The 23,155-nt window shown below is 64.6% G+C and carries 20 protein-coding genes and 1 tRNA gene; 11 read left to right on the forward strand and 10 right to left on the reverse strand.

Features of this window, described 5'->3' with window-relative positions; genetic code table 11:
- Positions 1-291 precede the first annotated feature (291 nt).
- From rpsA to EAH73_RS07230, 4 genes are all read left to right on the forward strand, one after another.
- Positions 292-2,259: a 30S ribosomal protein S1 gene (gene rpsA / locus EAH73_RS07215; RefSeq protein ID WP_140465798.1), complete on the forward strand. Its 1,968-nt coding sequence runs from the start codon at positions 292-294 to the stop codon at positions 2,257-2,259.
- Between the two features lie 133 nt (positions 2,260-2,392).
- A tRNA-Cys gene (locus EAH73_RS07220) sits at positions 2,393-2,463 on the forward strand.
- A gap of 167 nt (positions 2,464-2,630) precedes the next feature.
- Positions 2,631-5,270 (forward strand): cyanophycin synthetase, encoded by a 2,640-nt coding sequence (cphA, locus tag EAH73_RS07225; RefSeq protein ID WP_140465799.1) that lies wholly within the window; start codon positions 2,631-2,633, stop codon positions 5,268-5,270.
- A gap of 20 nt (positions 5,271-5,290) precedes the next feature.
- Positions 5,291-5,662, forward strand: a complete 372-nt coding sequence (locus EAH73_RS07230) for a DUF1304 domain-containing protein (RefSeq protein WP_140465800.1) — start codon at positions 5,291-5,293, stop codon at positions 5,660-5,662.
- Between the two features lie 76 nt (positions 5,663-5,738).
- On the opposite strand, the gene EAH73_RS07235 is transcribed toward EAH73_RS07230, so the two are convergent.
- Entirely contained in the window at positions 5,739-6,689 is a 951-nt protein-coding gene (locus EAH73_RS07235) for a hypothetical protein (RefSeq protein WP_140465801.1), read from the reverse strand.
- 127 nt (positions 6,690-6,816) lie between these two features.
- Here EAH73_RS07235 and EAH73_RS07240 point away from each other — a divergent pair, with 127 nt between their 5' ends.
- The 3 genes from EAH73_RS07240 to EAH73_RS07250 all read left to right on the forward strand — a co-directional run bounded on the left by EAH73_RS07240 (position 6,817) and on the right by EAH73_RS07250 (position 8,630).
- On the forward strand, positions 6,817-7,425 hold the full coding sequence (locus tag EAH73_RS07240) for a methyltransferase domain-containing protein (RefSeq protein ID WP_240047171.1): 609 nt from the start codon (positions 6,817-6,819) through the stop codon (positions 7,423-7,425).
- A 9-nt stretch (positions 7,426-7,434) separates the two neighbouring features.
- Entirely contained in the window at positions 7,435-8,268 is an 834-nt protein-coding gene (kdsA, locus tag EAH73_RS07245; protein WP_140465802.1) for a 3-deoxy-8-phosphooctulonate synthase, read from the forward strand.
- Positions 8,269-8,345: 77 nt separating this feature from the next.
- Positions 8,346-8,630, forward strand: a complete 285-nt coding sequence (locus EAH73_RS07250; RefSeq protein WP_140465803.1) for a hypothetical protein — start codon at positions 8,346-8,348, stop codon at positions 8,628-8,630.
- Between the two features lie 2 nt (positions 8,631-8,632).
- Here EAH73_RS07250 and EAH73_RS07255 read toward each other — a convergent pair whose 3' ends face one another.
- Together EAH73_RS07255 and apaG are read right to left on the reverse strand one after the other, a co-directional pair.
- A complete protein-coding gene (locus tag EAH73_RS07255) occupies positions 8,633-9,421 on the reverse strand; it encodes an O-methyltransferase (RefSeq protein ID WP_140465804.1) in 789 nt (262 codons plus the stop codon).
- 86 nt (positions 9,422-9,507) lie between these two features.
- A complete protein-coding gene (gene apaG / locus EAH73_RS07260) occupies positions 9,508-9,894 on the reverse strand; it encodes a Co2+/Mg2+ efflux protein ApaG (protein WP_140465805.1) in 387 nt (128 codons plus the stop codon).
- Between the two features lie 109 nt (positions 9,895-10,003).
- On the opposite strand from apaG, the gene EAH73_RS07265 reads away from it, so the two are divergent.
- Entirely contained in the window at positions 10,004-10,666 is a 663-nt protein-coding gene (locus tag EAH73_RS07265; protein WP_140465806.1) for a uracil-DNA glycosylase, read from the forward strand.
- A gap of 76 nt (positions 10,667-10,742) precedes the next feature.
- Here EAH73_RS07265 and lepB read toward each other — a convergent pair whose 3' ends face one another.
- The 4 genes from lepB to EAH73_RS07285 form a co-directional block, all read right to left on the reverse strand.
- Positions 10,743-11,927, reverse strand: coding sequence for a signal peptidase I (gene lepB / locus EAH73_RS07270; RefSeq protein ID WP_140465807.1), 1,185 nt, complete (start codon positions 11,925-11,927; stop codon positions 10,743-10,745).
- A gap of 110 nt (positions 11,928-12,037) precedes the next feature.
- Positions 12,038-12,760, reverse strand: a complete 723-nt coding sequence (gene dapB, locus EAH73_RS07275; protein WP_140465808.1) for a 4-hydroxy-tetrahydrodipicolinate reductase — start codon at positions 12,758-12,760, stop codon at positions 12,038-12,040.
- Between the two features lie 9 nt (positions 12,761-12,769).
- The gene (locus EAH73_RS07280) at positions 12,770-13,495 is read right to left on the reverse strand and encodes a DUF5683 domain-containing protein (RefSeq protein WP_140465809.1); all 726 of its coding nucleotides are present in this window, start codon (positions 13,493-13,495) and stop codon (positions 12,770-12,772) included.
- Positions 13,496-13,528: 33 nt separating this feature from the next.
- A complete protein-coding gene (locus EAH73_RS07285) occupies positions 13,529-14,497 on the reverse strand; it encodes a ParB/RepB/Spo0J family partition protein (protein WP_240047172.1) in 969 nt (322 codons plus the stop codon).
- A gap of 177 nt (positions 14,498-14,674) precedes the next feature.
- On the opposite strand from EAH73_RS07285, the gene EAH73_RS23000 reads away from it, so the two are divergent.
- From EAH73_RS23000 to EAH73_RS07305, 3 genes are all read left to right on the forward strand, one after another.
- Positions 14,675-16,369 (forward strand): hypothetical protein, encoded by a 1,695-nt coding sequence (locus EAH73_RS23000; RefSeq protein ID WP_161599467.1) that lies wholly within the window; start codon positions 14,675-14,677, stop codon positions 16,367-16,369.
- 219 nt (positions 16,370-16,588) lie between these two features.
- The gene (locus EAH73_RS23860; RefSeq protein ID WP_140465811.1) at positions 16,589-20,587 is read left to right on the forward strand and encodes a gliding motility-associated C-terminal domain-containing protein; all 3,999 of its coding nucleotides are present in this window, start codon (positions 16,589-16,591) and stop codon (positions 20,585-20,587) included.
- A gap of 88 nt (positions 20,588-20,675) precedes the next feature.
- The gene (locus EAH73_RS07305) at positions 20,676-21,650 is read left to right on the forward strand and encodes a type IX secretion system membrane protein PorP/SprF (protein ID WP_140465812.1); all 975 of its coding nucleotides are present in this window, start codon (positions 20,676-20,678) and stop codon (positions 21,648-21,650) included.
- Between the two features lie 41 nt (positions 21,651-21,691).
- Here EAH73_RS07305 and EAH73_RS07310 read toward each other — a convergent pair whose 3' ends face one another.
- Genes EAH73_RS07310 through EAH73_RS07320 form a run of 3 tightly spaced genes read right to left on the reverse strand, consistent with a single transcriptional unit; the run spans position 21,692 to position 23,083 of the window.
- Entirely contained in the window at positions 21,692-22,012 is a 321-nt protein-coding gene (locus tag EAH73_RS07310) for a DUF5615 family PIN-like protein (RefSeq protein WP_205012967.1), read from the reverse strand.
- 12 nt (positions 22,013-22,024) lie between these two features.
- Positions 22,025-22,255 carry a DUF433 domain-containing protein gene (locus EAH73_RS07315; RefSeq protein WP_140465813.1) on the reverse strand — a complete coding sequence of 77 codons (231 nt, stop codon included), beginning with the start codon at positions 22,253-22,255 and terminating at the stop codon, positions 22,025-22,027.
- Positions 22,256-22,273: 18 nt separating this feature from the next.
- Positions 22,274-23,083, reverse strand: a complete 810-nt coding sequence (locus EAH73_RS07320; protein ID WP_140465814.1) for a ParA family protein — start codon at positions 23,081-23,083, stop codon at positions 22,274-22,276.
- Positions 23,084-23,155 lie beyond the last annotated feature (72 nt).

Consider the following 23,155-nt stretch of genomic DNA (forward strand, 5'->3'; position numbering starts at 1 on the left):
TGCTCTGTTTACGGAAGCTCGCGCTTTGTAGGTTGTCACGCCAGGGTTAAGATTATGGCTTGGGGCCCCGTAGGCATATGTGCGGTATTTAGCAGCGTATACCCGGGCAACACACTGCAAATCGTGCGCTTACATGGAATATTTGCCAGTAAAATTCCGTACCTTTGCGCCCCCGCCAGGGTGGCGGGCCTTGCGTGCTGGCGGTAATCGCCACGGCAAGTGCATCAAACACAACGCGTAACGGCCCGGGCCCCGGCTGGTGCGTGTAGTACAGGGGCCCCACCATTTAGTATGGCAGAAGTAATCGACGATTTCGATTGGGACAACGTTGGAGCCACGGGCTTCGGCGGCAATTACTCGGCAGACCAGCGCGCCGAGATGGAGAAAATGTACGGCGACACGCTGACGACCGTACAGGAAGAAGAAGTAGTGAAGGGCACCGTGGTGGGCATCACCGACCGCGACGTGATCCTGAACATTGGCTTTAAGTCGGACGGCCTCGTGTCGCTCACCGAATTCCGCGACCTGCCCGACCTGAAAATCGGCGACGAGGTGGAAGTCTTCATCGAAGACCAGGAAGACGTGAACGGCCAGCTCATCCTGAGCCGCAAGAAAGCCAAAATCAAGCAGGCCTGGAAGGCCATCTACGACGCCCTCGAGCTGGATACCATCCTCGAAGGCGTGGTGAAGCGCCGCACCAAAGGCGGCCTCATCATGGAGCTCGACGGCGTGGAAGCGTTCCTGCCCGGCTCGCAAATCGACGTGAAGCCCATCCGCGACTTCGACATCTACGTCGGCCGCCGCATGGAAGTGAAGGTGGTGAAAATCAACTCCGCGTTCGACAACGTGGTAGTTTCGCACAAGGTGCTCATCGAGAAAGACCTCGAGAAGCAGCGCGAAGCCATCCTCAACAACCTGGAGAAAGGCCAGATCCTGGAAGGCAACATCAAGAACATGACCAACTTCGGCGTGTTCATCGACCTGGGCGGCGTCGACGGCCTGCTGCACATCACCGACATCTCGTGGGGCCGCATCGCTCACCCGAGCGAGGTGCTGCAGCTGGACCAGAAGCTGAACATCGTGGTGTTGGACTTCGACGAAGCCAAGAAGCGTATTTCGCTGGGCTTGAAGCAGCTGACCCCCCACCCGTGGGATTCGCTGCCGGCCGACTTGCAGCCCGGCTCGAAAGTGAAGGGCCGCATCGTGAACGTGGCCGATTACGGCGCATTCATGGAAGTGGTGCCCGGCGTGGAAGGCCTCATCCACGTGTCGGAAATGAGCTGGAGCCAGCACCTGCGCAACCCGCAGGACTTCATCAAGCAGGGCGACGTGGTGGAAGCGCAGATTCTGACGCTCGACCGCGAAGACCGCAAGATGAGCCTCGGCATCAAGCAACTGACCGAAGACCCGTGGACCCGCGGCGATTTCGGTGGCAAGTACGCTGTGGGTACCAAGCACAACGGCTTGGTGCGTAACCTCACCAACTTCGGCCTCTTCGTGGAGCTGGAGGAGGGCGTGGACGGCCTCGTGCACGTGTCGGACCTGTCGTGGACCAAGAAAATCAAGCACCCTTCGGAGTTCGTGAAGGTGGGCGACCGCCTCGACGTGGTGGTGCTGGAGCTGGACCTGGGCGCCCGTCGCCTAGCCCTGGGCCACAAGCAGCTGGAGGAAAACCCCTGGGATACGTTCCAGACGGTGTTCACCCCCGGCTCGGTGCACCGCGCCACCATCACCGAGAAATCGGAGCGCGGCGCTGTGCTCGAGTTGCCGTACGGCATCGAGGGCTTCGCTTACCCGAAAGGCTTGGTGAAGGAAGACGGTAGCAACGCCGAAAACGGCGAAGCCCTGGACTTCCGCGTGACCGAGTTCTCGAAAGACGACCGCCGCATTGTACTCTCGCACACCGCGGTGTACAACCAAGCCGCCGCCGCCGAGGACGACAGCCGCAACGCCAAGTTCAAGAAGAAGACCAACGCCAAGGGTGAGCCCCAGGGCGAAGGCAAGATGAGCGACCTGAAGAAGCCGGCCGACGAGAAATCGACCCTCGGCGACCTCGACGCCCTGAGCGCCCTGCGTGACCAGATGGCGGGCGCTGAGCGCAAAGCCGGTGAGCAGAAGCTGGCCGCTGCCAACACCAAGCGCGCCACCGAGCCCGCCGTGGCCGACGAGACTTCGGTAGCCGCCAAGGAGGCCCTCGAAGCTCCCCAGGCTGGCCCCGACAACGCCCAGGCGTTGGAAGATTCGGCCGCTGCTGAATAAGCCGTTGCGCGCCTGATGCGTCGGGCGTGGTTTAAGAAAAAGCCCCGGTACACTTTGTATCGGGGCTTTTTTTGCGCCAGCCCTTGCCCAGCCCGGGTAGGCTGCGTACCTTTGCGCTCCCGAAAGCCCTCCTGGTGACGTGACCGAGCGGCTAGGTAGAGGTCTGCAAAACCTCCTACGGCGGTTCGAATCCGCCCGTCACCTCTGTTTATTTGCTGAAAAAGCCCCGCTTGCCCTTTGGCCGGCGGGGCTTTTTTGTGCCCGCCGGGGCCCTAAATATGGTTTTGGAGCGGCTTGTGCCTACATTTCGTGGCTGAGCTAAAATGGCGTAGCCCCCGCGTTTCCCCTCGTTGTTAATTCATCCCGTTGATATGAAGATTGTTGACCTGCGCACGATGCGCGGCCCGAGTTACTGGTCGGTGAAGCACTATAAGCTCATTGTGGCCAAAGTTGATCTGCAAGAGTTCGCCGGGCAATGGTCGAGCGCGGTGGACGGTCTGCCCGAGCGGTTGCTGGCCCTGCTGCCCAACATGGGGCAGGCCCAGCAACCGGCGGGCATGAGCGGGGCCGGCAGCCGGCACACCACCAAGCACCCCCCCCTCACGCTGGAGCGCCTCGCCGATGGCGAGCCCCTGGGCCACGTCATCCAGCACGTGGCGCTGGAATTGCAGCGCCTGGCGGCCATGCCCGTGTTCTGGGGCAAGTCGTACCCAGCGCGCGAAGAAGGCGTGGAGTACGTGGTGTTTGCCTACCAGGAGGAGCGCGCCGGCCGCGCCGCTGCCGAGGCCGCCGTGGCCCTGGTGGGGGCCCTGTGCCGCGGCGAAGACGTCGACCTGGGCCCCATCGTAGCCGAACTACACGAAATCCGGGAGGAGGAATTCTTCGGGCCCAGCACCTACAGCATTGTGGCCGAGGCTGCCTCGCGCAACATCCCCTACATCCAGCTCAAGAACACGTCTATCATTCAACTCGGCTACGGCGTGAACCAGCGCCGCATCTGGGCCACCACCACCAACCTTACTTCGCACGCCGGGGTGGAGGTGGCGGGCAATAAGAACCGCACCAAGGCCATGCTCGAAGACTCGGGCGTGCCCGTGCCCCGCGGCACTACAGTGTACTCGGAGGCCGGCCTGCGCGACGCCATTGAAGAGCTGGGCTTCCCCATCGTGACCAAGCCGCTCGACGGCAACCACGGCAAGGGCGCCACCATCCGCATCATGAACTGGGAAGACGCCGCCGAGGGCCTCAAGGCCGCGCAGGCCTACTCGCGGGCCGTGATTGTGGAGCAGTTCATCGAGGGCTTCGACTTCCGGCTGCTGGTGGTAAACGGCCGCCTCATTGCCGCTGCCAAGCGCACCCCGGCCGCCGTGAAGGGCGATGGCACGAGTACCGTTCAGCAGTTGATTGACAAGGTGAACGAGGACCCGCGCCGCGGCGTGGGCCACGAAAAAACCCTCACCAGCATCAAGGCCGATGCCCACACGCTGGCCCTGCTGGCCAAGCAGGGGAGGGCCCTGGACACGGTGCTGCCCGCCGGTGAGGTGCAGTACCTCAAGAGCACGGCCAACATCAGCACCGGCGGCACGGCCACCGACGTGACGGACTTGATCCATCCCTACAACCTGCTGCTGGCCGAGCGCGTGGCCGGCATTGTGGGGCTCGATATCTGCGGCATCGATCTGATGGCCAACGATATTGCTGTGCCTCTGAACGAGAGCCGCGGGGCCGTGATTGAGGTGAACGCCGCCCCGGGCTTCCGCATGCACATCGACCCCACCGAGGGCCTGCCGCGCAACGTGGCGGCCCCCGTGGTGGACATGCTGTTCCCGCCCGGCAGCACGGCCCGCATCCCCATCATTGCCATTTCAGGCACCAACGGCAAAACCACCACCACCCGCCTCATCGCGCACTTGGTGGCCAGCATCGGCTACAAAGTGGGCTTCACTACCACCGACGGTATCTACATCCAGGGGGTGCAGCTGCAAAAGGGTGACTGCACGGGGGGGCAAAGCGCTGAGTTTGTGCTCCGCGACCCGACGGTGAACTACGCGGTGCTCGAAACTGCCCGCGGTGGCATGCTGCGCTCGGGCCTGGGCTTCCACACCTGCGACATTGCCGTGGTGACCAACGTGGCCGCCGACCACCTGGGCCTGCGCGACATCTACACGGTGGAGGAAATGGCGGCCGTGAAGGCCGTGGTGCCCCGCACGGTGCGTAAAAGCGGCTGGGCCGTGCTCAACGCCGACGACGACCTGGTGTACGGCATGGCCCGCACCCTGGAGTGCCAGGTAGCCCTGTTCAGCATGAACGAGCACAACCCCCGCATCCGCGAGCACGTGGAGGCGGGCGGCGTGGCGGCGGTGTACGAGGAAGGCTACGTCACGATTTACCGCAACAGCTACAAGCTGCGCATCGACCGGGCGGCCGAGTTTCCGGTGACGTTTGGGGGCCGGGCGGGCTTCAACATCGAGAACAGCCTGGCGGCAGCCCTGGCCGGCTACCTGGCCGGCTTCAGCCCCGATACCATCAAAACGGCCCTGCGCACCTTTGTGCCCTCGGCCACCAAAACGCCGGGGCGCATGAACGTTTACAAGTTCCCCAAGTTTGAGGCCATCGTCGACTACGCCCACAACACGGCTGGCATCACCAAATTTGCCGAGTTCATGGACGCCACCACGGCCACCCGCAAAATTGGCATCGTGTCGGGCCTCGGCGACCGCCGCGACGAGGACACGCTGGGCTTTGCGCGCATCGCGGGCCGCATTTTCGACGAGGTGATTCTGCGCCAAGACCGCGACCTGCGCGGCAAGTCGGCTGAATTTCTGCGCGAAATCATGACCCGGGGCCTGCGCCTCGACAAGCCCGACTTGCCCATCACCTACATCGAAAACGAGCCCGACGCCATCGACTACGCGCTGGCCAACGCGCCGGAAGGATCCGTGGTCACGATGTTCACGGAAAATATTACGGCCACAATTGCCAAGCTAGACGCCTTCGAAAAAACTGTTTAATAGCCAACGGCCTTACGATCATGGTTGTACACGGAGCTGCGATGCTGCTAACGGGGGCCATTGCCGCCATGCACTTGTGCATCCTGTGGCTGGAGATGTTTGCCTGGACCACCCAGGGCCCTAAAATATTTCGCAACTTCCCCGCTGAGCTATTTCCGGCCACCAAAGCGATGGCCGCCAACCAGGGCCTGTACAACGGCTTTCTGGCGGCTGGGCTTGGGTGGGCTTTGTTGATTGCTGACCCTGCCTGGCAACGTTACGTGGCCTATTTCTTCTTGGGGTGCGTGGCCGTAGCCGGCCTCTACGGTGCGGCTACGTCGTCCCGCCGCATCCTTTATGTACAGACGCTGCCTGCTTTGGTGGCGCTGGTGCTTTGGGCCCTGGTCGGCTGAGGCCTGTCTGTTAGCAAGCATAAAAAAAGCCTTTCCCCAGCTGGGGAAAGGCTTTTTTTATGCTTGCTAACTTGTCTTACTTGAGCGTGAAGGTGGTTTTGCCCATCAGGGCCCCGCCTTCGTAGAGTTCTACGGTGTGCACGCCTTTTTTGTACTCGGCGCCTTTGGCGTAGGTGAAAACCACGGGCTGGCGGGTGTTGTCGTACACCACGTCCTGCTTCTGGGTGTAGAACGACTCCTGACCATCCACGGTGAAGGTGCCGCCACCGGTGCTCAGGTTGTAGAGGGCGGCGCCGTCGGGCTCCAGGATGCGCATGTACACGGCCTTGCTCTCCTTGGGCGACACGTCGTTGCGGCCGAGGTTAAAGGTCACTTTGATTTTTTCCACGCGCTTGGCCTTAAACTCCTCCTTGTCGTCCATCTTCTCCTTGTTCTTGCTCGTGATGATGGCCACCTTGATGTTGTCGGCCTGCAAGCGCGAAGCCACCGTCACCTTGTCCGAGAGGTCGCGGTTGGTTTTGGCGATGGTGCTGATGGTGTCCGTCAGCTTGTTCTGGCGCTCCTTCAGAGTGGTGGTTTCGGTGTAGAGCGTCTCGTTGTCTTGCTTTAGCTGAGCAATTTCTTCGTCGCGTTTCTTCAATTGGCCTTCCAGGTTCATGGCGCGCTGCTTGTACTGCTTCTGCATGGCCAGCGAGAAGCTGCCGGCCTTAAAGGAACGCAGGCGCAGCAGGTCGGCGTTTACGCCGGCAATGCGCGATTGCAGCGAATCGTTGCTCAGGCCCAGTTTTTGCAGCTCCTGGCTCTGGCGCTCAAAATCGGCCTTAATCGTCTCATACTCTTTGATTTGCTCCGCCAGTTTGGTGTCCTTGGCCTGTACATCTGTCGTGAGCTGCTCGTTCTTGGTTTGCTCTTGGCTACGCAGGTACAGCAGCACGCCGTTGATGCCCAGCAGCACAGCTACCAGGGCTACCCAGAGGTAAACGCGGCTGTTGTTTTTGCGGGGTTCGAGGTTGTCGTTCGGGTTCATACGGGTGGGGGGTTAAGCGGAAAAAAAGGTGAGCGAATGCGCGCCAGCCCACGGGGCGGCTGGCGTAAAAGTAGGCGCTGAAAGCTTTTGTGGAATCCAGGGGCCCTAAGCAGTATACTTTTGTTGGGTGAAATCGGTTATTCCTCCCTTAGATGCGTCCTACTGGCAGCAGCGCTACGCCGCCGGCCGCGACGGCTGGGACGCCGGGGCTCCTACGCCCCCGCTGCGCGCCTACTTCGATCAGCTCAGCCCGGCCGCGCAACCCCGGATTCTCATCCCCGGGGCCGGGCGGGCCTACGAGGCCGAGTACCTGCACCGGGCGGGTTTTAATGAGGTGTTCGTGGCCGATTTTGCGCCCGAGGCCCTGGGGGCCCTGGCCGCGCGGGTGCCCGATTTTCCGGCCGGCCACCTGTTGCAGGCCGACTTTTTTGGCTTGTCCAACGAGCCGCCCTACGATTTAATTGTTGAACAAACATTTTTTTGCGCCCTGGCCCCCGCCCTGCGGCCCGCCTACGCCCAGCAGTGCGCCCGGCTGCTGCGCCCCGGTGGCACGCTGGTGGGCTTGCTCTTCGACGCGCCCTTCGCCGGGGCCACCGAGCCGCCCTTCGGCGGCACGCCCGCCGAATACCGGGCGTACTTTGCGCCGTACTTCGCGTTTCGGCACTTCGAAACTGCCACCAACTCGCTCGGGCCCCGGCAGGGGCGCGAGCTGTTCATCTGCCTCAAAAAGAAATAATTACTGTCCATGCTCACCGCCCTCGCTAATACGCTTCCGCATTTCCGCCACACCCAGTCGGGCCAGTTTTTTTTGATGGCGGGGCCCTGCGTCATTGAAGGCGAAGACATGGCCCTGCGCATCGCCGAGCGCATCAAGCACATCACCGATAAGCTCCAGATTCCGTACATTTTCAAGGGCTCGTACCGCAAGGCCAATCGCTCGCGGCTCGATTCCTTCACCGGCATTGGTGACGAAAAGGCGCTGCGCATCCTACAAAAAGTGGGGCGCGAAATCGGCGTGCCCACCGTGACGGATATCCACGAATCGGAGGAGGCGGCGCTGGCGGCGGAGTACGTGGACGTGCTGCAAATCCCGGCCTTCTTGTGTCGGCAGACCGATTTGCTCATCGCCGCCGCTAAAACCGGCAAGGTGGTCAACATCAAAAAAGGCCAATTCCTGAGCGGCGACGCCATGCAGTTTGCCGTTGATAAGGTGCAGGAATCGGGCAACATGAACGTCATCCTCACCGAGCGCGGCAACTCGTTTGGCTACTCCGATTTGGTGGTCGATTACCGCAACCTGCCCGCCATGCAGCGCTTCGGCGTGCCCGTGGTGATGGACGTGACCCACGCCCTGCAAAAGCCCAACCAGGCCAGCGGCGTAACCGGCGGCCAGCCCGCGCTGATTGAAATCATCGCCAAGGCCGCCATTGCCGTGGGCGCCGACGGCCTATTTATCGAAACCCACCCCACGCCCGCCACGGCGCTGTCCGACGGGGCCAACATGCTGCCCCTCGACCAATTAGAAGGCCTGCTTCAGCGCCTCACGCGGGTGCGCGACGCCGTCCCACGGGCGAAGTGAGCGCGCAGGGCCTCAATGCCTAATTTGAACCGCCGCCCTGCCCGCCGGGGCCCCACGCGCAACTTGCTACCTCACCCATGAACGACGCGCTTTGGCTTCAAGCCCGGCGGCACCCGCTGGCCCTCTTATTTTTCTTGCTCTACGCGGGGGCGTGGGTGGGCGTGGCCCGGCTGGTAGACGGCCCCGTTTTTGACGGGAATCTGCCGGGCTGGCCGGTGGTGCTTGGGGCCCTGGCTTCGCTGCTGTACGGGTTTCGGCTGCTGGTGCTGGCCGTGCTCGACGACGGGGCCCGGCAATTATTCACGGCGCTCTTGGTGCTGGTGGTGCTGGTGCCCGTGGTGGCGCTGGCCGTGGTGGCGTAGTGTCAGGGCCGCAAGGGCCGTAGCCAGAAATCCTGGCGGGGCTGTTTTTTGCGGAAAAACACCAGGCCGATGTGGAATAGATCGACGGTAACCGTGACGGATGGGTGGGCCCGGATGGCGTTCCAGGCCTCCTCCATTTCTTCCGACCAGTGAATGTCATCGAACACAAACACGCTGTCTTCGTGGGCGTGGGCCAAGCACTGCTCGAAGTAGCGCAGCGTTGGCTCGCGGCGGTGGTTGCCGTCGAAAAATACAAAATCGACCGGGGCCCCCAGGTCCCCCAGCGCGGGCTCCAAGGTGGCGTCGAGGTTGCCCTCCACCAGCGCCACGTTGGCCAATTGTAGGGCGGTGAAGGTTTCACGGGCCACGGCGGCCACCCGCGGGCAGCCCTCAAACGTGACCACGCGGTGGCGCGAATCAGCGGCGGCCAGGTAGGCCGTGGTGAGGCCCAGCGAGGTGCCCAGGTCGAGCACGGTGGTGGGCCGAAAGTGGTTCACGAGCCGAAACAGCAGCTGCGCCAGGTGCGGTGGCTTAGCGGCGGTGCGGGCAATGGCGGCCACCCGGCGCACCTGCCCAGTCCCGCTGTGCGAGCCCGCCCCAAAGTCGGTGACGGTGAGGCTGTCCGGGCTATTCAGCAGGGCCTGCCGCCGCGCCTCAATGGGGGCATAGGCTGCAAACGGGCCGTCGTGGCAGATAACCGTGGTGTAGAGGCCGTACACGAACGGCGAGTGCAGCCCGTGGGCGGTACCGGCCCGCAGCCGGTACTTGAGGTAAGCTAAAAATTGGTGCAATTAGTTGGCATTTGCTCGCTGCCGGTTGCTAGTCAGACTTTTACTAATAAACTAGCGCCTGACAACGAGCAACTGACAACCAAAAGTTAGTTCAGGCGGAAGGGTACCATGAGGGTGAACTCGGGGATTTCAACGCTGAATTCCTGGCCGTTGGCCACGCGCTCCATCAGGTAGGTGCCGCGCATCTTGCCCACGCCCGATTTAAGGTTGCAGCCGCTCATGTAGTGGTGCGACTGGCCGGGCTCGAGCACCGGCTGGCGGCCCACCACGCCCTCGCCCTCCACCTCGCGCACGGGGCTGTTGGCGTCGTGGATGTGCCAGTGGCGGCGTAGCAGCTTCACCGTCAGCTCGCTGTTGTTGCGGATGGTGATTTTATAGGCGAATACGAAGTGCTCCTGGGTGGGGCTGGAATAATCGGGCAGGTAATTCGTTGTAACCGAAACGGTGACGCCCTGCGTAGTGGTGGTAGGCATAAATAAATCGGTCAATAAAGCTGAAAATTTAACAGCGGCCCGCGCCGATTGGTTTTACGCCAAAGATGCTTTCCAAGGTCGGAAACATTTCGCAATTTCTCCCTTTCCCATGGTAAAAATAGCCGCGAGCTGGCAGCCCGTGCTGGCCGATGAGTTTGCCAAGCCTTACTTCCAGCACCTCATCGCCTTCGTGAAAGGCGAGTACGCCACGGCCACGGTGTACCCGCCGGGGCCCCAGATTTTCCACGCCTTCGACGCTTGCCCGTTCGAGCAGGTGAAGGTCGTCATCCTGGGCCAGGACCCGTACCACGGGCGCGGGCAGGCGCACGGCCTCTCGTTTTCGGTGGCCGAGGGGCAGCGCACGCCGCCGTCGCTGCACAACATTTTTAAGGAGCTGCAGAGCGACCTGCCCGCCACGCCGCCGGCCGCCAACGGTAACCTCGACCGCTGGGCCCAGCAGGGTGTGCTGCTGCTCAACGCCACCCTCACGGTGCGCGCCGCCGAGCCGGGCTCGCACCAGAAAAAGGGCTGGGAAGATTTCACCGACGCCGTTATCCGCAAGGTATCGGAAGGCCGCGAGCACGTGGTGTTCATCCTCTGGGGGGCCTACGCGGGCAAGAAGGCCGAGCTGATTGACGCCCGCAAACACTTGATTTTAAAGTCGGTGCACCCATCACCCTTCGCCGCCGACAAGGGTTTCTTCGGCAGCAAGCCCTTCAGCAAAGCCAACGCCTGGCTCGAAAACAAAGGCCTGGCGCCCATTAACTGGTAGCTCGACGGCTAACAGTTCAGCAACAAAAAAGCCGCTCCAATTGGGGCGGCTTTTTTGTTGCTGGGGCCCCGGGGCCCTAGTTGATGGTGTGGAACAGGCGGCTCCAGCGGACTTTGTGGAGGAAATCGGCGTAGGGGTCCACGGAGAGCCAGATGAGGACGGCCTTGCCCACGACGTGGTCTTCGGGCACGAAGCCCCAGAAGCGCGAATCGAGCGAGTCATGGCGGTTGTCGCCCATCATGAAGTAGTAGTTCTGCTTGAACGTGTAGGTTTTCAGCGGCTTGCCGTTTTGCAAAATCACGCCGCCCTGCATCGTGATGCCCTCGTTGTGCTCGTAGCGGAGGATAATTTTGTAGTAGAGCGGCACGTTTTCGGCCGTCAGCTCCACGGTTTCGCCCTTTTTGGGCAGCGAAATGGGGCCGTAGTTGTCCTTGTTCCAGTGGTGCAGGCCGGGGGCCCCGGGGAAGTTGAGGGTCGTCGGGTAGTCGGGGTTGTCGGGGAATACGGCTTGGTTGATTTCGGGCTGGCCGGCCGGGATAGTTTCGGCGATGACCTCCTTCACGTAGGGCTGCTTTTTGAAGTAGGCGGCCACCGCGGGCGTGCAGTCCACCTCGTAGCCCAGGCCGTAGCCGGGCACTTCGCTCAGCACGGGGTCGCCGTTGGGCTGCTGGTAATCCACCACGCGCTGGGCGCGGAAGGCGGCCGTCACCTCGTCGTTGGCCTCGGGGATGCGAATGAAATACTTGCTCTGCAGACCGGCGGGGTTGGGGGCCGCCTGGCCGTTGATGTAGAGCTGGTGGTCCTTGATTTCAAGCTTGTCGCCGGCAATGGCCACGCAGCGCTTGATGTAGTTGGTGCGCAGGTCGGCAGGGTACTCCAGCTCAAACGGGACGTGGAACACCACCACGTCGTTGCGCTTGATTTCCGAAAAGCCCGGGAAGCGGAACGTGGGCAGCTGGATGAGGTCGGAGTAGCTCTTGAGGTGGAAAATGGGGTCCGTCTGGTGCGTGAGCGGGATTTGCAGCGGCGTTTGGGGCGTGATGGTGCCGTAGTGCAACTTGCTCACAAACAGGTAGTCGCCCACCAGCAGCGTGTCCTCCATGCTGGGCGTGGGGATGGTGTAGGCCTCGAAAGTGGCCCAGCGGATGAGGGTGGCCGCCACGATGGCAAACACCAGCGAATCGGTCCATTCGCGGGTTTTGCTCTTGGGGCGGGGGGGCGCGGCGTTGGCGCCGTAGCGCTTGATTTTGAAGAGGGCCATAGGGCAAGGCGCGGGCCGCGGCCGGCGCTCGGGGGCAGAATGTAAATAAAATAAGTAAGGAAAGCAGCCGCAAGCTAACGACGCCCGCGCCAGCTTTTGCGCCCGGGGCCCTACAGGCCCAGCAGCTCCTTCATGCCGAACACGCCCGGGCGGCCCGGCAGCCACTCGGCGGCCAGCAGGGCCCCCTGGGCAAAACCGGCCCGCGAGTGCGCCTCGTGCGAGAGCACCAGCGTGTCCACGTCGGAGGTGTACGTCACCACGTGCGTGCCCACCACGTCGGCGGTGCGCTCGCTGACGATGGCCAGCTCGGCGGGGCCCTGGGCGGGGGCGTTGCGCCAGCTGGTTTTGGCCGGGAAGTGGGCCAGGATGCCCTCGGCGGCCGTGACGGCGGTGCCGCTGGGCGCGTCGAGCTTCTGGGTGTGGTGGATTTCGCGCACCGCCACGTCGTAGCCCCCGAACTGGTGCATTTTGGCGGCGATGTACTCGTTGAAGTGGAAGAACAGGTTCACGCCCACGCTGTAGTTGGAGGCGTAGAACAGGCTGCCGCCTACCTCGTTGGCCAGGGCCCCGGCCTCGTCCCAGCGCTCGAGCCAGCCCGTGGAGCCGCAGACCACCGGAATGCCCTGGCGCAGGCAGGCCGCCACGTTGGCAAAGGCCGCGTCGGGCCGGGTGAACTCGATGGCCACGTCGGCGGTGGCGGGGGTGAAGTCGGCGATGGCCGGGCCGGTGGCCTGGCTGGGGTCCACGATGCCCGCAATGCGGTGGCCGCGGCCGGTGGCCAGGGCTTCGAGCGTGCGGCCCATTTTGCCGTAGCCGATGAGGAGGATGTTCATGCGAAAAAATTACTTAAAGTGCAGGGCCACGGCCACGCCCGGCACCATTGGCACGCCGGGGCCCCCGGGGGCCCACAGCAGGGTGGGCTGCCAGTGCAGGCTGAGGTCGTCGCCCACGTCGAAGGTTTTCAGGTGCGCGTCCACGATGGCGTCGAGCACCGTCAGGCCGTACACAATGCCGGTGTAGAAGATGAAGCCGTCGCGGTAGTGGCGATAGAAAACGATGCCGTTCTGGATGGCTTCGGGGCTGGCTTCCTTGCCGGCCCGGGGCCCCAGGGCGGCGTTGGGAAACGGCTTGGCGCGAACCGCCGAGTCGGTTTGTAGCAAGTTGCTGGCGTTGCTGTACTCCGTCAACGCCCGCTGCTCAAAAATCAGGATGCCGGCCACCGTGCCCAGGGCCCCGTACACGAGCGGCAGCTTCCACCAGCGGCGGTTATAAATCTGGCCCAGGCCGGGCACCAGGGCCATGTAGCCGGCCTTGGCGGGGGGCGTCACGCGCATGCCGAAGAAAACCTCGGTGCGGCGCGCCGAATCCTCGGCGGCTTTTTTGCGCTTGTCGGCCAGCGTGGGCTTGCGGATGCGGGCCGTGTCGGGGCGCACCACGGGCGGCGCGGCGGGGTTCACCACGTTGGGGTTGGTGGGGTCGAGCACCTGGGCCCGGGCGGCCCGGGGGCCCCAGGCGGCGCCCAGCACCAGCAGCAACAGCGCCGCAAATCGCAGCAAAGACATCTTCATACCCAACGGACTAATAAGTGAAAGAATCCTTCACTAAGCCGGGTGCAGAATGTGCAGAATGCGTTGCATGTCCTCCACCGAATCGAAGGCGATTTTGATTTCGCCGCTGCCCTTGGGGCCCGGGCGCACCTGCACCCGCGAGCCGAAGCGGTCGGTGAGGTGGCGCTCGGTGCGGCGCAGCTCGGCCACGGGCACCACCGGCTCGGCCGCCGGGCGGGCGGCGCTGCCGGGGCCCTCGGCGGGGGTGCGGCCGAAGCCGTTGCGCACCAGCTCCTCCACGCGGCGCACCGACAGCTCCTCGGCCACGATGCGGCGGTAGAGGGCCACCTGCTGCTTGGGGTCTTCGATGCTGACCAGGGCCCGGGCGTGGCCCATCGTGATTTCGGCGTCGCGCAGGCCCACCTGAATGTCGGGCGGCAGCTTGAGCAGGCGCAGGTAGTTGGTCACGGTCGAGCGGTTTTTGCCCACCCGCTCGCCCAGCTCTTCCTGGCGCAGGGCGCACTCGCTGAGCAGGCGCTGGTAGCTGAGGGCGATTTCGATGGCGTTGAGGTTTTCGCGCTGGATGTTCTCAATAAGCGCCATTTCCAGCATCTGCTGGTCGTCGGCCTTGCGGATGTAGGCCGGAATGGCGTCGAGCCCCGCCAGCTTGGATGCCTGCAAGCGCCGCTCGCCGCTGATGAGCTGGTAGGTGTTGGGCCCCAGCTGGCGCACCGTCACGGGCTGGATGATGCCCTGGATTTTGATGCTGTCGGCGAGTTCGGCCAGGGCTTCCTGGTCGAAGTGCGTGCGCGGCTGGTAGGGGTTGGCCTCGATTTGGTCCACCGGAATCAGGCCCACCGAGTTGGCCGGGTGGGGCACCACGATGCGCTCCCGGTCGCCTTTTTTCTCGTAGCTCCCTTCAATCAGGGCGTTGAGGCCCCGGCCCAGGCCGCCCATCTTGCGCTTGGGCTGCGGCTGGAGCGGGTTGGTGGGGGCTTTGTCGTCTTTCTGGTCTACGGTCATCGCGGCAGCTCCTGCGGAAAATGGCGGCAGAAGCAAGTTCAAAATTACGGAAAGCTAAGGGAAGGTCAAGCCGGTGCCCGCCGTTCAAATTTGGGGGCCCTGCCTGCGGCCCCGGCGGGCCCGGTGCGGGCGGGCGGCGGGCGGGGCCCCGGGCGGCGGGCTTTACCTTGCGGCCCAATGGCTGAATCTTTTGTAACGGCGGCCTGCCGGGCCGGGCGCCGCTGGGGCTCCCTGGCCCTGCTTGGGGCCCTGCTCGGGCTGGGGGCGGCCCTGTACCGGGGCTACGGCCTCTCGTGGGACGAGTTTACCGACCACAACCTGGGCAACGTAACGGCCAGCTACGTGGCCCACCGCCTGGCCCCGGCCGCCTGGCTGGCCCGCCTGCCCACCGATGCGCGCCTGCCGTGGCTGCCCACGAGCGGCATCATCCACGGCCCGGTGGTGGAAACGCCCGCGGCCGTGCTGGGCCAGCTGCTGTACCCGCGGCAGCCGCGGGGCTACTACGCGGTGCGGCACGGCTTTGTGTTTCTGGTGTTTGCGGCGGGCGTGGCGGCCTTGTACGGGCTGGGGCGGCTGCGCTTCGGCTGCCGCCGCTGGGCCCTGCTGGGGGCGGCCCTGCTGGTGCTCTCGCCCCGGTTTGCGGCCGAAGCCTTTTACAATGGCAAGGACGTGGGCTTCATGGCCTTGTTCACGGTGGCCGTGCTGGCGCTGGCCTGGCTGGCCCGGCGGCCGGGGGCAGGGCGGGCGCTGCTGGCCGCCGGGGCCACGGGGCTGGCCATCGGGGTGCGGCTGCCGGGCGTCATTTTGCCTGCGTTTGGGTTGGCCTGGCTGGGGTGGCTGGCCTGGCGCGCCGGCCGGGGCCCCGGCCGGTGGCGGCTGCTGGGCGTGGCGGGGCTATACGCCGGGGCCACGGTGGCGGCGGTGGTGGCCTTTTGGCCCTACCTCTGGGAGCACCCGCTGCTCCGCTTCCGCTACGCGCTGGGCGTGATGAGCCACGTGCCCTGGCCCGGCACCACGTTGTACTGGGGCCGGCTGGTGCCCGCGCCGGCCCTGCCCTGGCACTACCTGCCCGTCTGGATCGTCATCACCACCCCGGTGCCCTACGTGCTGGCGGCCGCGGTGGGCGCGTGCGTGGCCGGGCGCGAGCTGTGGCGCCACCGGCAGCGCTGGCGCTGGGCAGCCCAGCTCGACGCCCTGCTGCTGCTGTGGCTGCTGGCGCCGCTGGGGGCCATCATCGCCCTGCACTCGGTGGTGTTCGACGGGTGGCGGCACTTGTACTTCGTGTACCCGGCGCTGGTGCTGCTGGCGGTGCGGGGCGTGCGGGCGCTGGCCCGGCGCTGGGGCCCCGGCTGGTGGGGCCCCGGGCTGCGGGGCCCCGGCCGGTGGCGGCGCGGCCTCGCGGGCCTGGCGCTGGCGCTCGTAGTGCTGGAGCAGGGGCGCACGGTGTGGTTCATCGCGCAGGCCTACCCCAACCAGCAAACCTATTTCAGCTGCCTGCCCAACGCCGCGGCCGAGCGCCTATTTGAGCGCGACTACTGGGGCCCCAGCTACCGCTACGGCCTGGAGTGGCTGCTGCGCCACGACCCAAGCCCGACCATCGCCGTGACCGGACCGCAACCGGCCATTATCTACGTCAACTGGCTGGTGCTGAAGCCGGCGCAGCGGCGGCGCATCCGGCTCGTGGACGGCCCCGGGGCCCGCTACTACCTCACTGCCTACCGCTGGCACCCACAGCCTTACGCCGACAGCCTGGGCCCCGAGGTGCTGGCCTACCGGCCGGGCGGGGGCATCAAGGCGCTCTCCATCTTCCGGCGCGACTCGCTGCGCCGCCCGCTGCCGCCCGCCCCCATTGGGCGCGCCCCGTGGCCCTAGGGCCACGCCCCAGGGGCCGGCTGGTTTGGCCCGGTGAACGGCACTATTCGGGCATTGGCTTGCACAAACGTGGCTGGCCGTGCGTAGCTTTACTGAAACCGACTGGCGGCGCTTTTTTATAGCAATAACTGTTCATCAGGCTCCGTTTCTTAAGGGCGACGAGGGGAACTGCTTCCGCGGAGCAGCTGCTTCTCTACCTACCCACTTACCTGCCTTCCTATGCCCGCAGCGCTACCGCATTCTATCCTATCCCTTTTCCGAATTTTTACCCCACTGGGCCGGCGGGGGCGGCCGGCGGCCGGCTGGCTGATGGCGCTGCTGCTGCTGCTGGGTGGGGCCCCCGTGGCCCTGGCGCAGGCCCCCGCGGCCTCGCCCGAGTGCGCGGCCGACGAGAAGTTTGCCAACACCTGGTACTTCGGCTACAAGGCCGGGCTCGACTTCAACGCCGCCACCGATTCTATTCCGCCCAAGGTGCTCACGGACGGGGCGATGGACGCGCCCGCCGGCTCGGGGGTGATGTCGGACAAAAACGGTAAGATCCTCTTCTATAGCAACGGCGAAACCGTGTGGAACGGCGACGGCACCGTGATGACCAACGGCACGGGCCTGGGCGGCAGCCGCTTCACCACCGACGGGCCCCTGCCCATCCGGATGCCTGGCACCGTGGCGGCGGGCCAGCCCACGCGCTACCTGCTCTTCACCCTCAACAGCACCGTGGGCCTGAGCTACTCGGTGCTTGAGCTGCCGGCGAGCGGCACGGGCGGCACGGTGCTCACCAAAAACACCCCGCTCGCCCGCGGCACGGCGGAAAAGCTAACGGGCGTATTCCACAAAAACGGCTGCGACATCTGGGTTATCGCCCACGGCTGGGGCGATGCCAAGACTGGCAACGACAACCGCGGCGATGCCTTCTTGGCCTACCGCGTGCGCCTGACGACGGGGGTAGACACCACCCCCATCATTTCCACTGTAGGCTCTTTGCACGCGGCGAGCAAGTCGCCGGTGGGCTACAAGGGCCAGATGAAGGTGACGCCCGACGGCCAGCGGCTGGCCCTGGCCCGCTACAGCGAGGCGCTGGGCGACAGCAGCAGCACCGTCGAGCTGTTTGGCTTCGATACCGGCACGGGCCAGGTGAGCGTCAACCCGCAGGTGCCGTACGTAGTGGACAAGGGCGAGGGCAAGTACTACGGGGTCGAGTTTTCGGCCGGTAGCAAGCTCTTTGCCACGGTGATGAACCCGCCCAAGCTGCTGCAATTTGACATCAGCGGCACCGGGCCGGTCAACAAGCAAGACATTCCGCTCCGGCAAACCACGGCCATCAACCTGGGCTCGATGCAGAAGGCCCCCGATGGCAAGATTTACGTGGCCCGCGAAAACGCGCCCGCGCTCGGCTTCATCGCCCACCCCGACTCGGTGGGCCCTAAAGTGCGCTACGCCGACGACAGCCTGAAGCTGGGCGGCCGCCTGAGTGGCCTGGGCTTGGTCAACTTCAACCAAAGCTCGCTGCTGCGAGTGGGCCCCGGGGCCCAAATAACGGGCTGCCGGCAAATCACCTTCACGGCCCCGCCCATCGACTTCGACGGGAAAACCTACGCCTGGACCTTTGGCGACGGGGCCACCTCTGCGCAGGAGAACCCCGTGCACACGTACGCCACGCCCGGCACCTACACCGTGACGCTGCGCATCACCACCGCGTGCTTCTGTCGCGAAAGCTCGGGCAGTATTCTGGTGCCCGACCTCCCCGCGCCGGGGGCCATTGCCGGGCCCCAGACGCTGTGCGCTGGCACCGCGCCGGCCGCCCTCACCAGCACCACCGCTGCTTCGAGCGACGCCAGCCTCCCGCTCGTTTACCAGTGGGAGTCGTCGTCAGCGGTTAATGGCCCGTTCACCGCCATCAGCGGGGCCACCAGCGCTACTTACCTGCCCGCCAACCTGCCGGCCGGCATCACCTATTTCCGGCGGCTCGCGCAGCTGCTGCTGCCCAGTGGTTCAGGTCCTTACTGTGACCCCCGCTTTACCGCATCAGTAGCCATCACCGTGCTGCCAGCCCTAGCGGCCGGCAGCATCGCCGCCGACCAAACCGTGTGTGCTGGCAATTCCGCCGCGCCGCTCACCAGCATCACCCCGGCCTCGGGCGGCAACGGCACGCTGGCTTACCAGTGGGATGCCTCGCCGGATAACACCACCTGGACGCCCATTGCCGGAGCCACCAACGCCTCCTACGCGCCTGGGGCCCTCACCGCCACCACCTACTTCCGCCGCCGGGTGGCGTCGGGGCCCTGCACCGCGGTGTCCAACGCCGTCGCGGTGACCGTAGCCCCCGCGCTGGCCGCCGGTACCATTGCTGCCAACCAAGCCTTTTGCGCCGGCGCTACCCCCAGCCCGCTCACTAGCACCGGCGAAGCTGCGGGTGGTACGGGCAGCATTGCCTATCAGTGGGAAATCTCGGCGGATAACACTACTTGGGCGGTAATCGGCGGCGCCACCGGGTCGACTTACGCGCCAGGGGCCCTGAATGCCACTACCTATTTTCGCCGCCGGGCTACTTCGGCCAGCGGCTGCGCGCCGGTCTTTTCCAACGTTGTTGTTATTACGGTGACCCCGGCGCTAGCGGCTGGCTCCGTTGGCGTCAGCCAGTCGTTATGCTCGGGTGCTGCTCCCGCGCCCTTCACCAGCACGGCGGCCAGCGGCGGTACGGGCAGCTACAGCTACCAGTGGGAGTCTTCGGCCGATAACTTAAACTGGACGGCCATCGCCGGTGCCACCAACGCCGATTATGCACCCGGCACACCCGTCAGCAATACTTATTTCCGCCGCCGAGTAACGTCGGGCATCTGCGGGCCGGTATATTCGTCCGTCGTTGCTCTGACGATCTTGCCTGATCTACTGGCAGGCAGCATTTCTGCTGACCAAACCATTTGCACCGGCACCACGCCCGCCCCGTTCACTAGCAACAACGACGCCAGGGGCGGTACGGGCACATTCACCTATCAGTGGGAATTCTCGACGGATAACGTGTATTGGAGCCCCGTAACAGGGGCCACCAACTCCACTTATGCGCCCGGCCCGCTCACGGCCACCACCTACTATCGCCGCCGGGTCACGTCGGGCACGGGCACCTGCTCCACGGCGGTTTCCAACGTGCTGACGATTGTGGTGCAGCCCATCGTAACGCCCAGCGTGAGCTTGGCCACGCCGCCCGCCCAGTGCCCCGGCACGGCTTTCAATTTTGCGGCGGTGGCTACGAACGTGGGCCCCACGCCCTCGTACCAGTGGTTCGTCAACAATGTGGCCGTGGCCTCGGGGCCCACTTTTAGCAGTAGCACGCTAGTTACCGGCGACCAAGTGCGGGTGGAGGTGACGCCCGCGGCGGGGCTTTGCGTCACGACGAACCTGGTGACGGCCACCGTAACGGTGACGCGCACGCCGACGCCGACGCCCACGCTCGCCATTACGGCCCAGCCCGACGGGCCCGTGTGCGCGGGCTCGCCGCTCACGTTCAGCATCGCCAATGTGACGGACGCCGGCGCGGCCCCCGCCTACCAGTGGCAGGTGAACGGCAGCGACGTGAACGGAGCCACCGGCCCAACCTTCACCAGCACCACGCTGCGCGCCGGCCAGGTGGTGACGCTGCGCATGCGCACCACCAATGTGTGCGGGCAACCCGCCACGGCCACTTCCAACGGCGTGACGGTGCGCATTCAGCCACCGGTGGTGGTGAATGCGGGCCCCGACAAGGAAATTCTGCTGGGTACCTCGGTGGTGCTGGAGGGCACTGCTGATGGCAATTATCCCGTGACGTGGACGCCGGCCACCGGCCTCACCATTTCGGCCAGCGACCCGCTGCACCCCGTGGCCGCCCCCACCCAGACCACCACCTACACCCTCTCGGCCGGGGAGGGCGGCTGCGCCAGCTCCGACCAGGTGACGGTGACCGTGCGCCCGCCCATTCGCATCCCCAACGCCTTCACGCCCAACGGCGACGGCCGCGACGACACTTGGCAGATTGAGTTCATCGAGCAGTTCCCCGACAACACAGTGAACGTATTCAACCGCTGGGGCAACAAGGTTTTCTCGACCGATAACTACAGCCGGGCCAACGAGTGGCGCGGCGACATTAACGGCCAGCCCGCCCCGGTGGGCACCTACTATTACGTCGTCGTGACGAAGGGGCCCCTGGGCCGGTCCTACGCCGGCTCCATTACGATTCTGTATTAACGAACGCCCGGCGGCGCTGCTGCTTAGCAGCTTTTATGCGCGCCGCCGGCTGTTTTCTTCCTGGATAAACCACAAGGCGACTACGGTTATGAAAAGAGCTTTATACTTACTGCTGCTGCCGTTGCTGCTGCTGGCCGCCGCGCCGGCCCGGGCCCAGCAGCAGGCGCAGTACAGCCAGTACATGAACAACAACTACCTCCTGAACCCGGGCGCGACGGGCGTGGAGGACTACATCGACGTCAAGGCCAGCTACCGCACCCAGTGGACGGGCCTGGAAGGGGCCCCCAAGACGTACTACGCCAGCGCCAGCTCGTCGCTGGGCAAGTGGCGCAGCACCAGCAAGCGCACCATCCACGACCGGGTGCGGCCGTTCCACGCCATCGGCGGCCTGCTGTACAACGACGTGACGGGGCCCACGAGCCGGACGGGCGCCTACGCCTCCTACGCCTACAACCTAGTGCTGACGCGCAAAATCCGGCTGGCGCTGGGCGTGTCGGCGGGCATGCAGCAGTTTTCCGTCGATGGCGAGCAGCTGCACTTCTTCGACCCCACCACCCGCGCTGCCAGCGCCGCCTCGCGCGTGCTCGACGGCTCGGTGGGCGTGTGGCTGTACAGCCCCGACTTCTACTTCGGGGCTTCCAGCGCGCAGATATTGGGCAACCGGCTCAACTTCTCCTACGGCCCCAACTCGGTGGACGCGGGCGCGCCCGGCAACTCGCTGCGCCGCCACTACTTTGCCACAGCCGGGGTGCGGCTGCCCATCGACGACGACTGGTCGCTGGTGCCGTCGGTGCTGGTCAAGTCCGTCAGCCCGGCCCCGCTTTCGGTCGACCTCAACGCCAAGATTAAGTACCAGGATTTGCTGTGGTTCGGCGCGTCGTGGCGGGCCTTCGACTCGGTGGTGGGCATGGTGGGCCTCAGCTACGAGCAGCTCACGGTGGGCTACTCCTACGACGCTGGCATCTCCGGCCTCACCGGCTACCACGGCGGCAGCCACGAGATACTGGTGGGCCTGCGCCTCAAGAAAAAAGCCCAGGTGGTGTGCACCAACAAGTTCTGGTAGGGCTGGTTGGGGCCCGCTAAGTAGGGCCCCGGCTTCGCTGATTACGTTAGCTGCAAGCAGTTAACCTCGCTTGCTGGCGCCAGCAATGTGTGAATGGTCACTTGGTGGCTTTGCAGCAGTTCAACTACCTGGCGGCTAGGCAGGTTGCCCATTCGCAATAAGATGACTTTGGGCGGGGCCCCACGCACCAAGCTTAGGTCTAGAAAATCCTCGTCCTGCGTTAGGATGACAAAACCTTGCTGGCAAGCAGCTTCCCAAATACTGATGTCGCGGTGGCCCGCCAGCCCCAATCGTCTCACCTGCTCGGTGCCTGGGAATAAGCTGTAACTGTCTAACCAGCCGGTAGGATAGGTTTTCGTCAATAAGTAACTTCATCAGGCCACCAGCCGGACGTGGCGCTGGCGGTCAGCAGCATACCGCAGACACGCCCGAATCAACTCCTCCGTCAGCTCTGGGAAGTCCTCGATAATGTCGGCGTTGCTCATGCCGTTGCCCAGCCAGCCCAGTACGTCATCTACGCCAATGCGCGTGCCGATTAAGCACGCCCGCCCAAAACGAATCTCGGAGTCGATGCCGATGAGCGGGTGGGTGGCGGAAGTGTACATGGCTGTGAAACAGAACGGTTACGCCGCTTCGTCGGCCGCTTCGGCTTCGGGGCGGGCTTCGACGCTGTTTTTTTCCACGATTTCGCGGGCCAGGTTGAGGTAACTGATGGAGCCCTTGCTCTCGGCGTCGTGCATGATGGCGGGGATGCCGAAGCTGGGGGCCTCGCTCAGCTTCACGTTGCGCGGGATGATGGTGTCGAAGGCCAGCTGCTGGAAGTGCATGCGCACTTCTTCCACCACCTGGTTGCTCAGGCGCAGGCGCACGTCGTACATCGTGAGCAGGATGCCCTCGATTTCTAGGTCCGTGTTCAGGCGGCTCTGGATGATTTTAATGGTGTTCAGCAGCTTGCCCAAGCCCTCGAGGGCGAAGTACTCGCACTGCACCGGGATGATGACCGAGTGCGCCGCCGTGAGGGCGTTCACGGTGATGAGGCCCAGCGAGGGCGAGCAGTCGATGATGACGAAATCGTACTCCTCGGCCAGCGGGCGCAGGGCCTCCTTCATCTTGGCCTCGCGGTTGGGCAGGTTGATCATCTCCACCTCGGCACCCACCAAATCGATGTGGGAGGGCATGAGGTCGAGCTGCGGCAAAATGTTGGTGGGCAGGATGATGTCGCGGGCGTTGATGCCATCGACCATGCACTCGTAGATGCTGTGCTGGATGTCCTTGGGGTCGTAGCCCACGCCGGACGTGGCGTTGGCCTGCGGGTCGGCGTCCACGAGCAGGGTCCGGTAGTCGAGGGCGGCCAGCGAGGCCGCCAGGTTGATGGCCGAAGTGGTTTTGCCCACGCCGCCTTTCTGGTTAGCTACCGCAATAATTTTTCCCATGAGAAGTAACGGAATACGGGGGCGGCCGGGGCTGGAAAGATAGAAATAAGCCAATAAGGCTAGCAAAGCCGG

This window comes from Hymenobacter nivis (assembly GCF_006439025.1).
Classification (GTDB): Bacteria; Bacteroidota; Bacteroidia; order Cytophagales; family Hymenobacteraceae; genus Hymenobacter; species Hymenobacter nivis_A.

Bases quoted from the DNA above. Each gene is read 5' to 3' on its own strand.
- kdsA (WP_140465802.1), top strand. From the start codon at position 7,435: ATGCTCACCGCCCTCGCTAATACGCTTCCGCATTTCCGCCACACCCAG.
- EAH73_RS07315 (WP_140465813.1), bottom strand. From the start codon at position 22,255: ATGTACACTTCCGCCACCCACCCGCTCATCGGCATCGACTCCGAGATT.
- EAH73_RS23860 (WP_140465811.1), top strand. From the start codon at position 16,589: ATGCCCGCAGCGCTACCGCATTCTATCCTATCCCTTTTCCGAATTTTT.
- EAH73_RS07305 (WP_140465812.1), top strand. From the start codon at position 20,676: ATGAAAAGAGCTTTATACTTACTGCTGCTGCCGTTGCTGCTGCTGGCC.
- EAH73_RS07285 (WP_240047172.1), bottom strand. From the start codon at position 14,497: ATGACCGTAGACCAGAAAGACGACAAAGCCCCCACCAACCCGCTCCAG.
- EAH73_RS07230 (WP_140465800.1), top strand. From the start codon at position 5,291: ATGGTTGTACACGGAGCTGCGATGCTGCTAACGGGGGCCATTGCCGCC.
- apaG (WP_140465805.1), bottom strand. From the start codon at position 9,894: ATGCCTACCACCACTACGCAGGGCGTCACCGTTTCGGTTACAACGAAT.
- EAH73_RS07280 (WP_140465809.1), bottom strand. From the start codon at position 13,495: ATGAAGATGTCTTTGCTGCGATTTGCGGCGCTGTTGCTGCTGGTGCTG.
- EAH73_RS07250 (WP_140465803.1), top strand. From the start codon at position 8,346: ATGAACGACGCGCTTTGGCTTCAAGCCCGGCGGCACCCGCTGGCCCTC.
- EAH73_RS23000 (WP_161599467.1), top strand. From the start codon at position 14,675: ATGGCTGAATCTTTTGTAACGGCGGCCTGCCGGGCCGGGCGCCGCTGG.
- dapB (WP_140465808.1), bottom strand. From the start codon at position 12,760: ATGAACATCCTCCTCATCGGCTACGGCAAAATGGGCCGCACGCTCGAA.
- cphA (WP_140465799.1), top strand. From the start codon at position 2,631: ATGAAGATTGTTGACCTGCGCACGATGCGCGGCCCGAGTTACTGGTCG.
- lepB (WP_140465807.1), bottom strand. From the start codon at position 11,927: ATGGCCCTCTTCAAAATCAAGCGCTACGGCGCCAACGCCGCGCCCCCC.
- rpsA (WP_140465798.1), top strand. From the start codon at position 292: ATGGCAGAAGTAATCGACGATTTCGATTGGGACAACGTTGGAGCCACG.
- EAH73_RS07265 (WP_140465806.1), top strand. From the start codon at position 10,004: ATGGTAAAAATAGCCGCGAGCTGGCAGCCCGTGCTGGCCGATGAGTTT.
- EAH73_RS07235 (WP_140465801.1), bottom strand. From the start codon at position 6,689: ATGAACCCGAACGACAACCTCGAACCCCGCAAAAACAACAGCCGCGTT.
- EAH73_RS07320 (WP_140465814.1), bottom strand. From the start codon at position 23,083: ATGGGAAAAATTATTGCGGTAGCTAACCAGAAAGGCGGCGTGGGCAAA.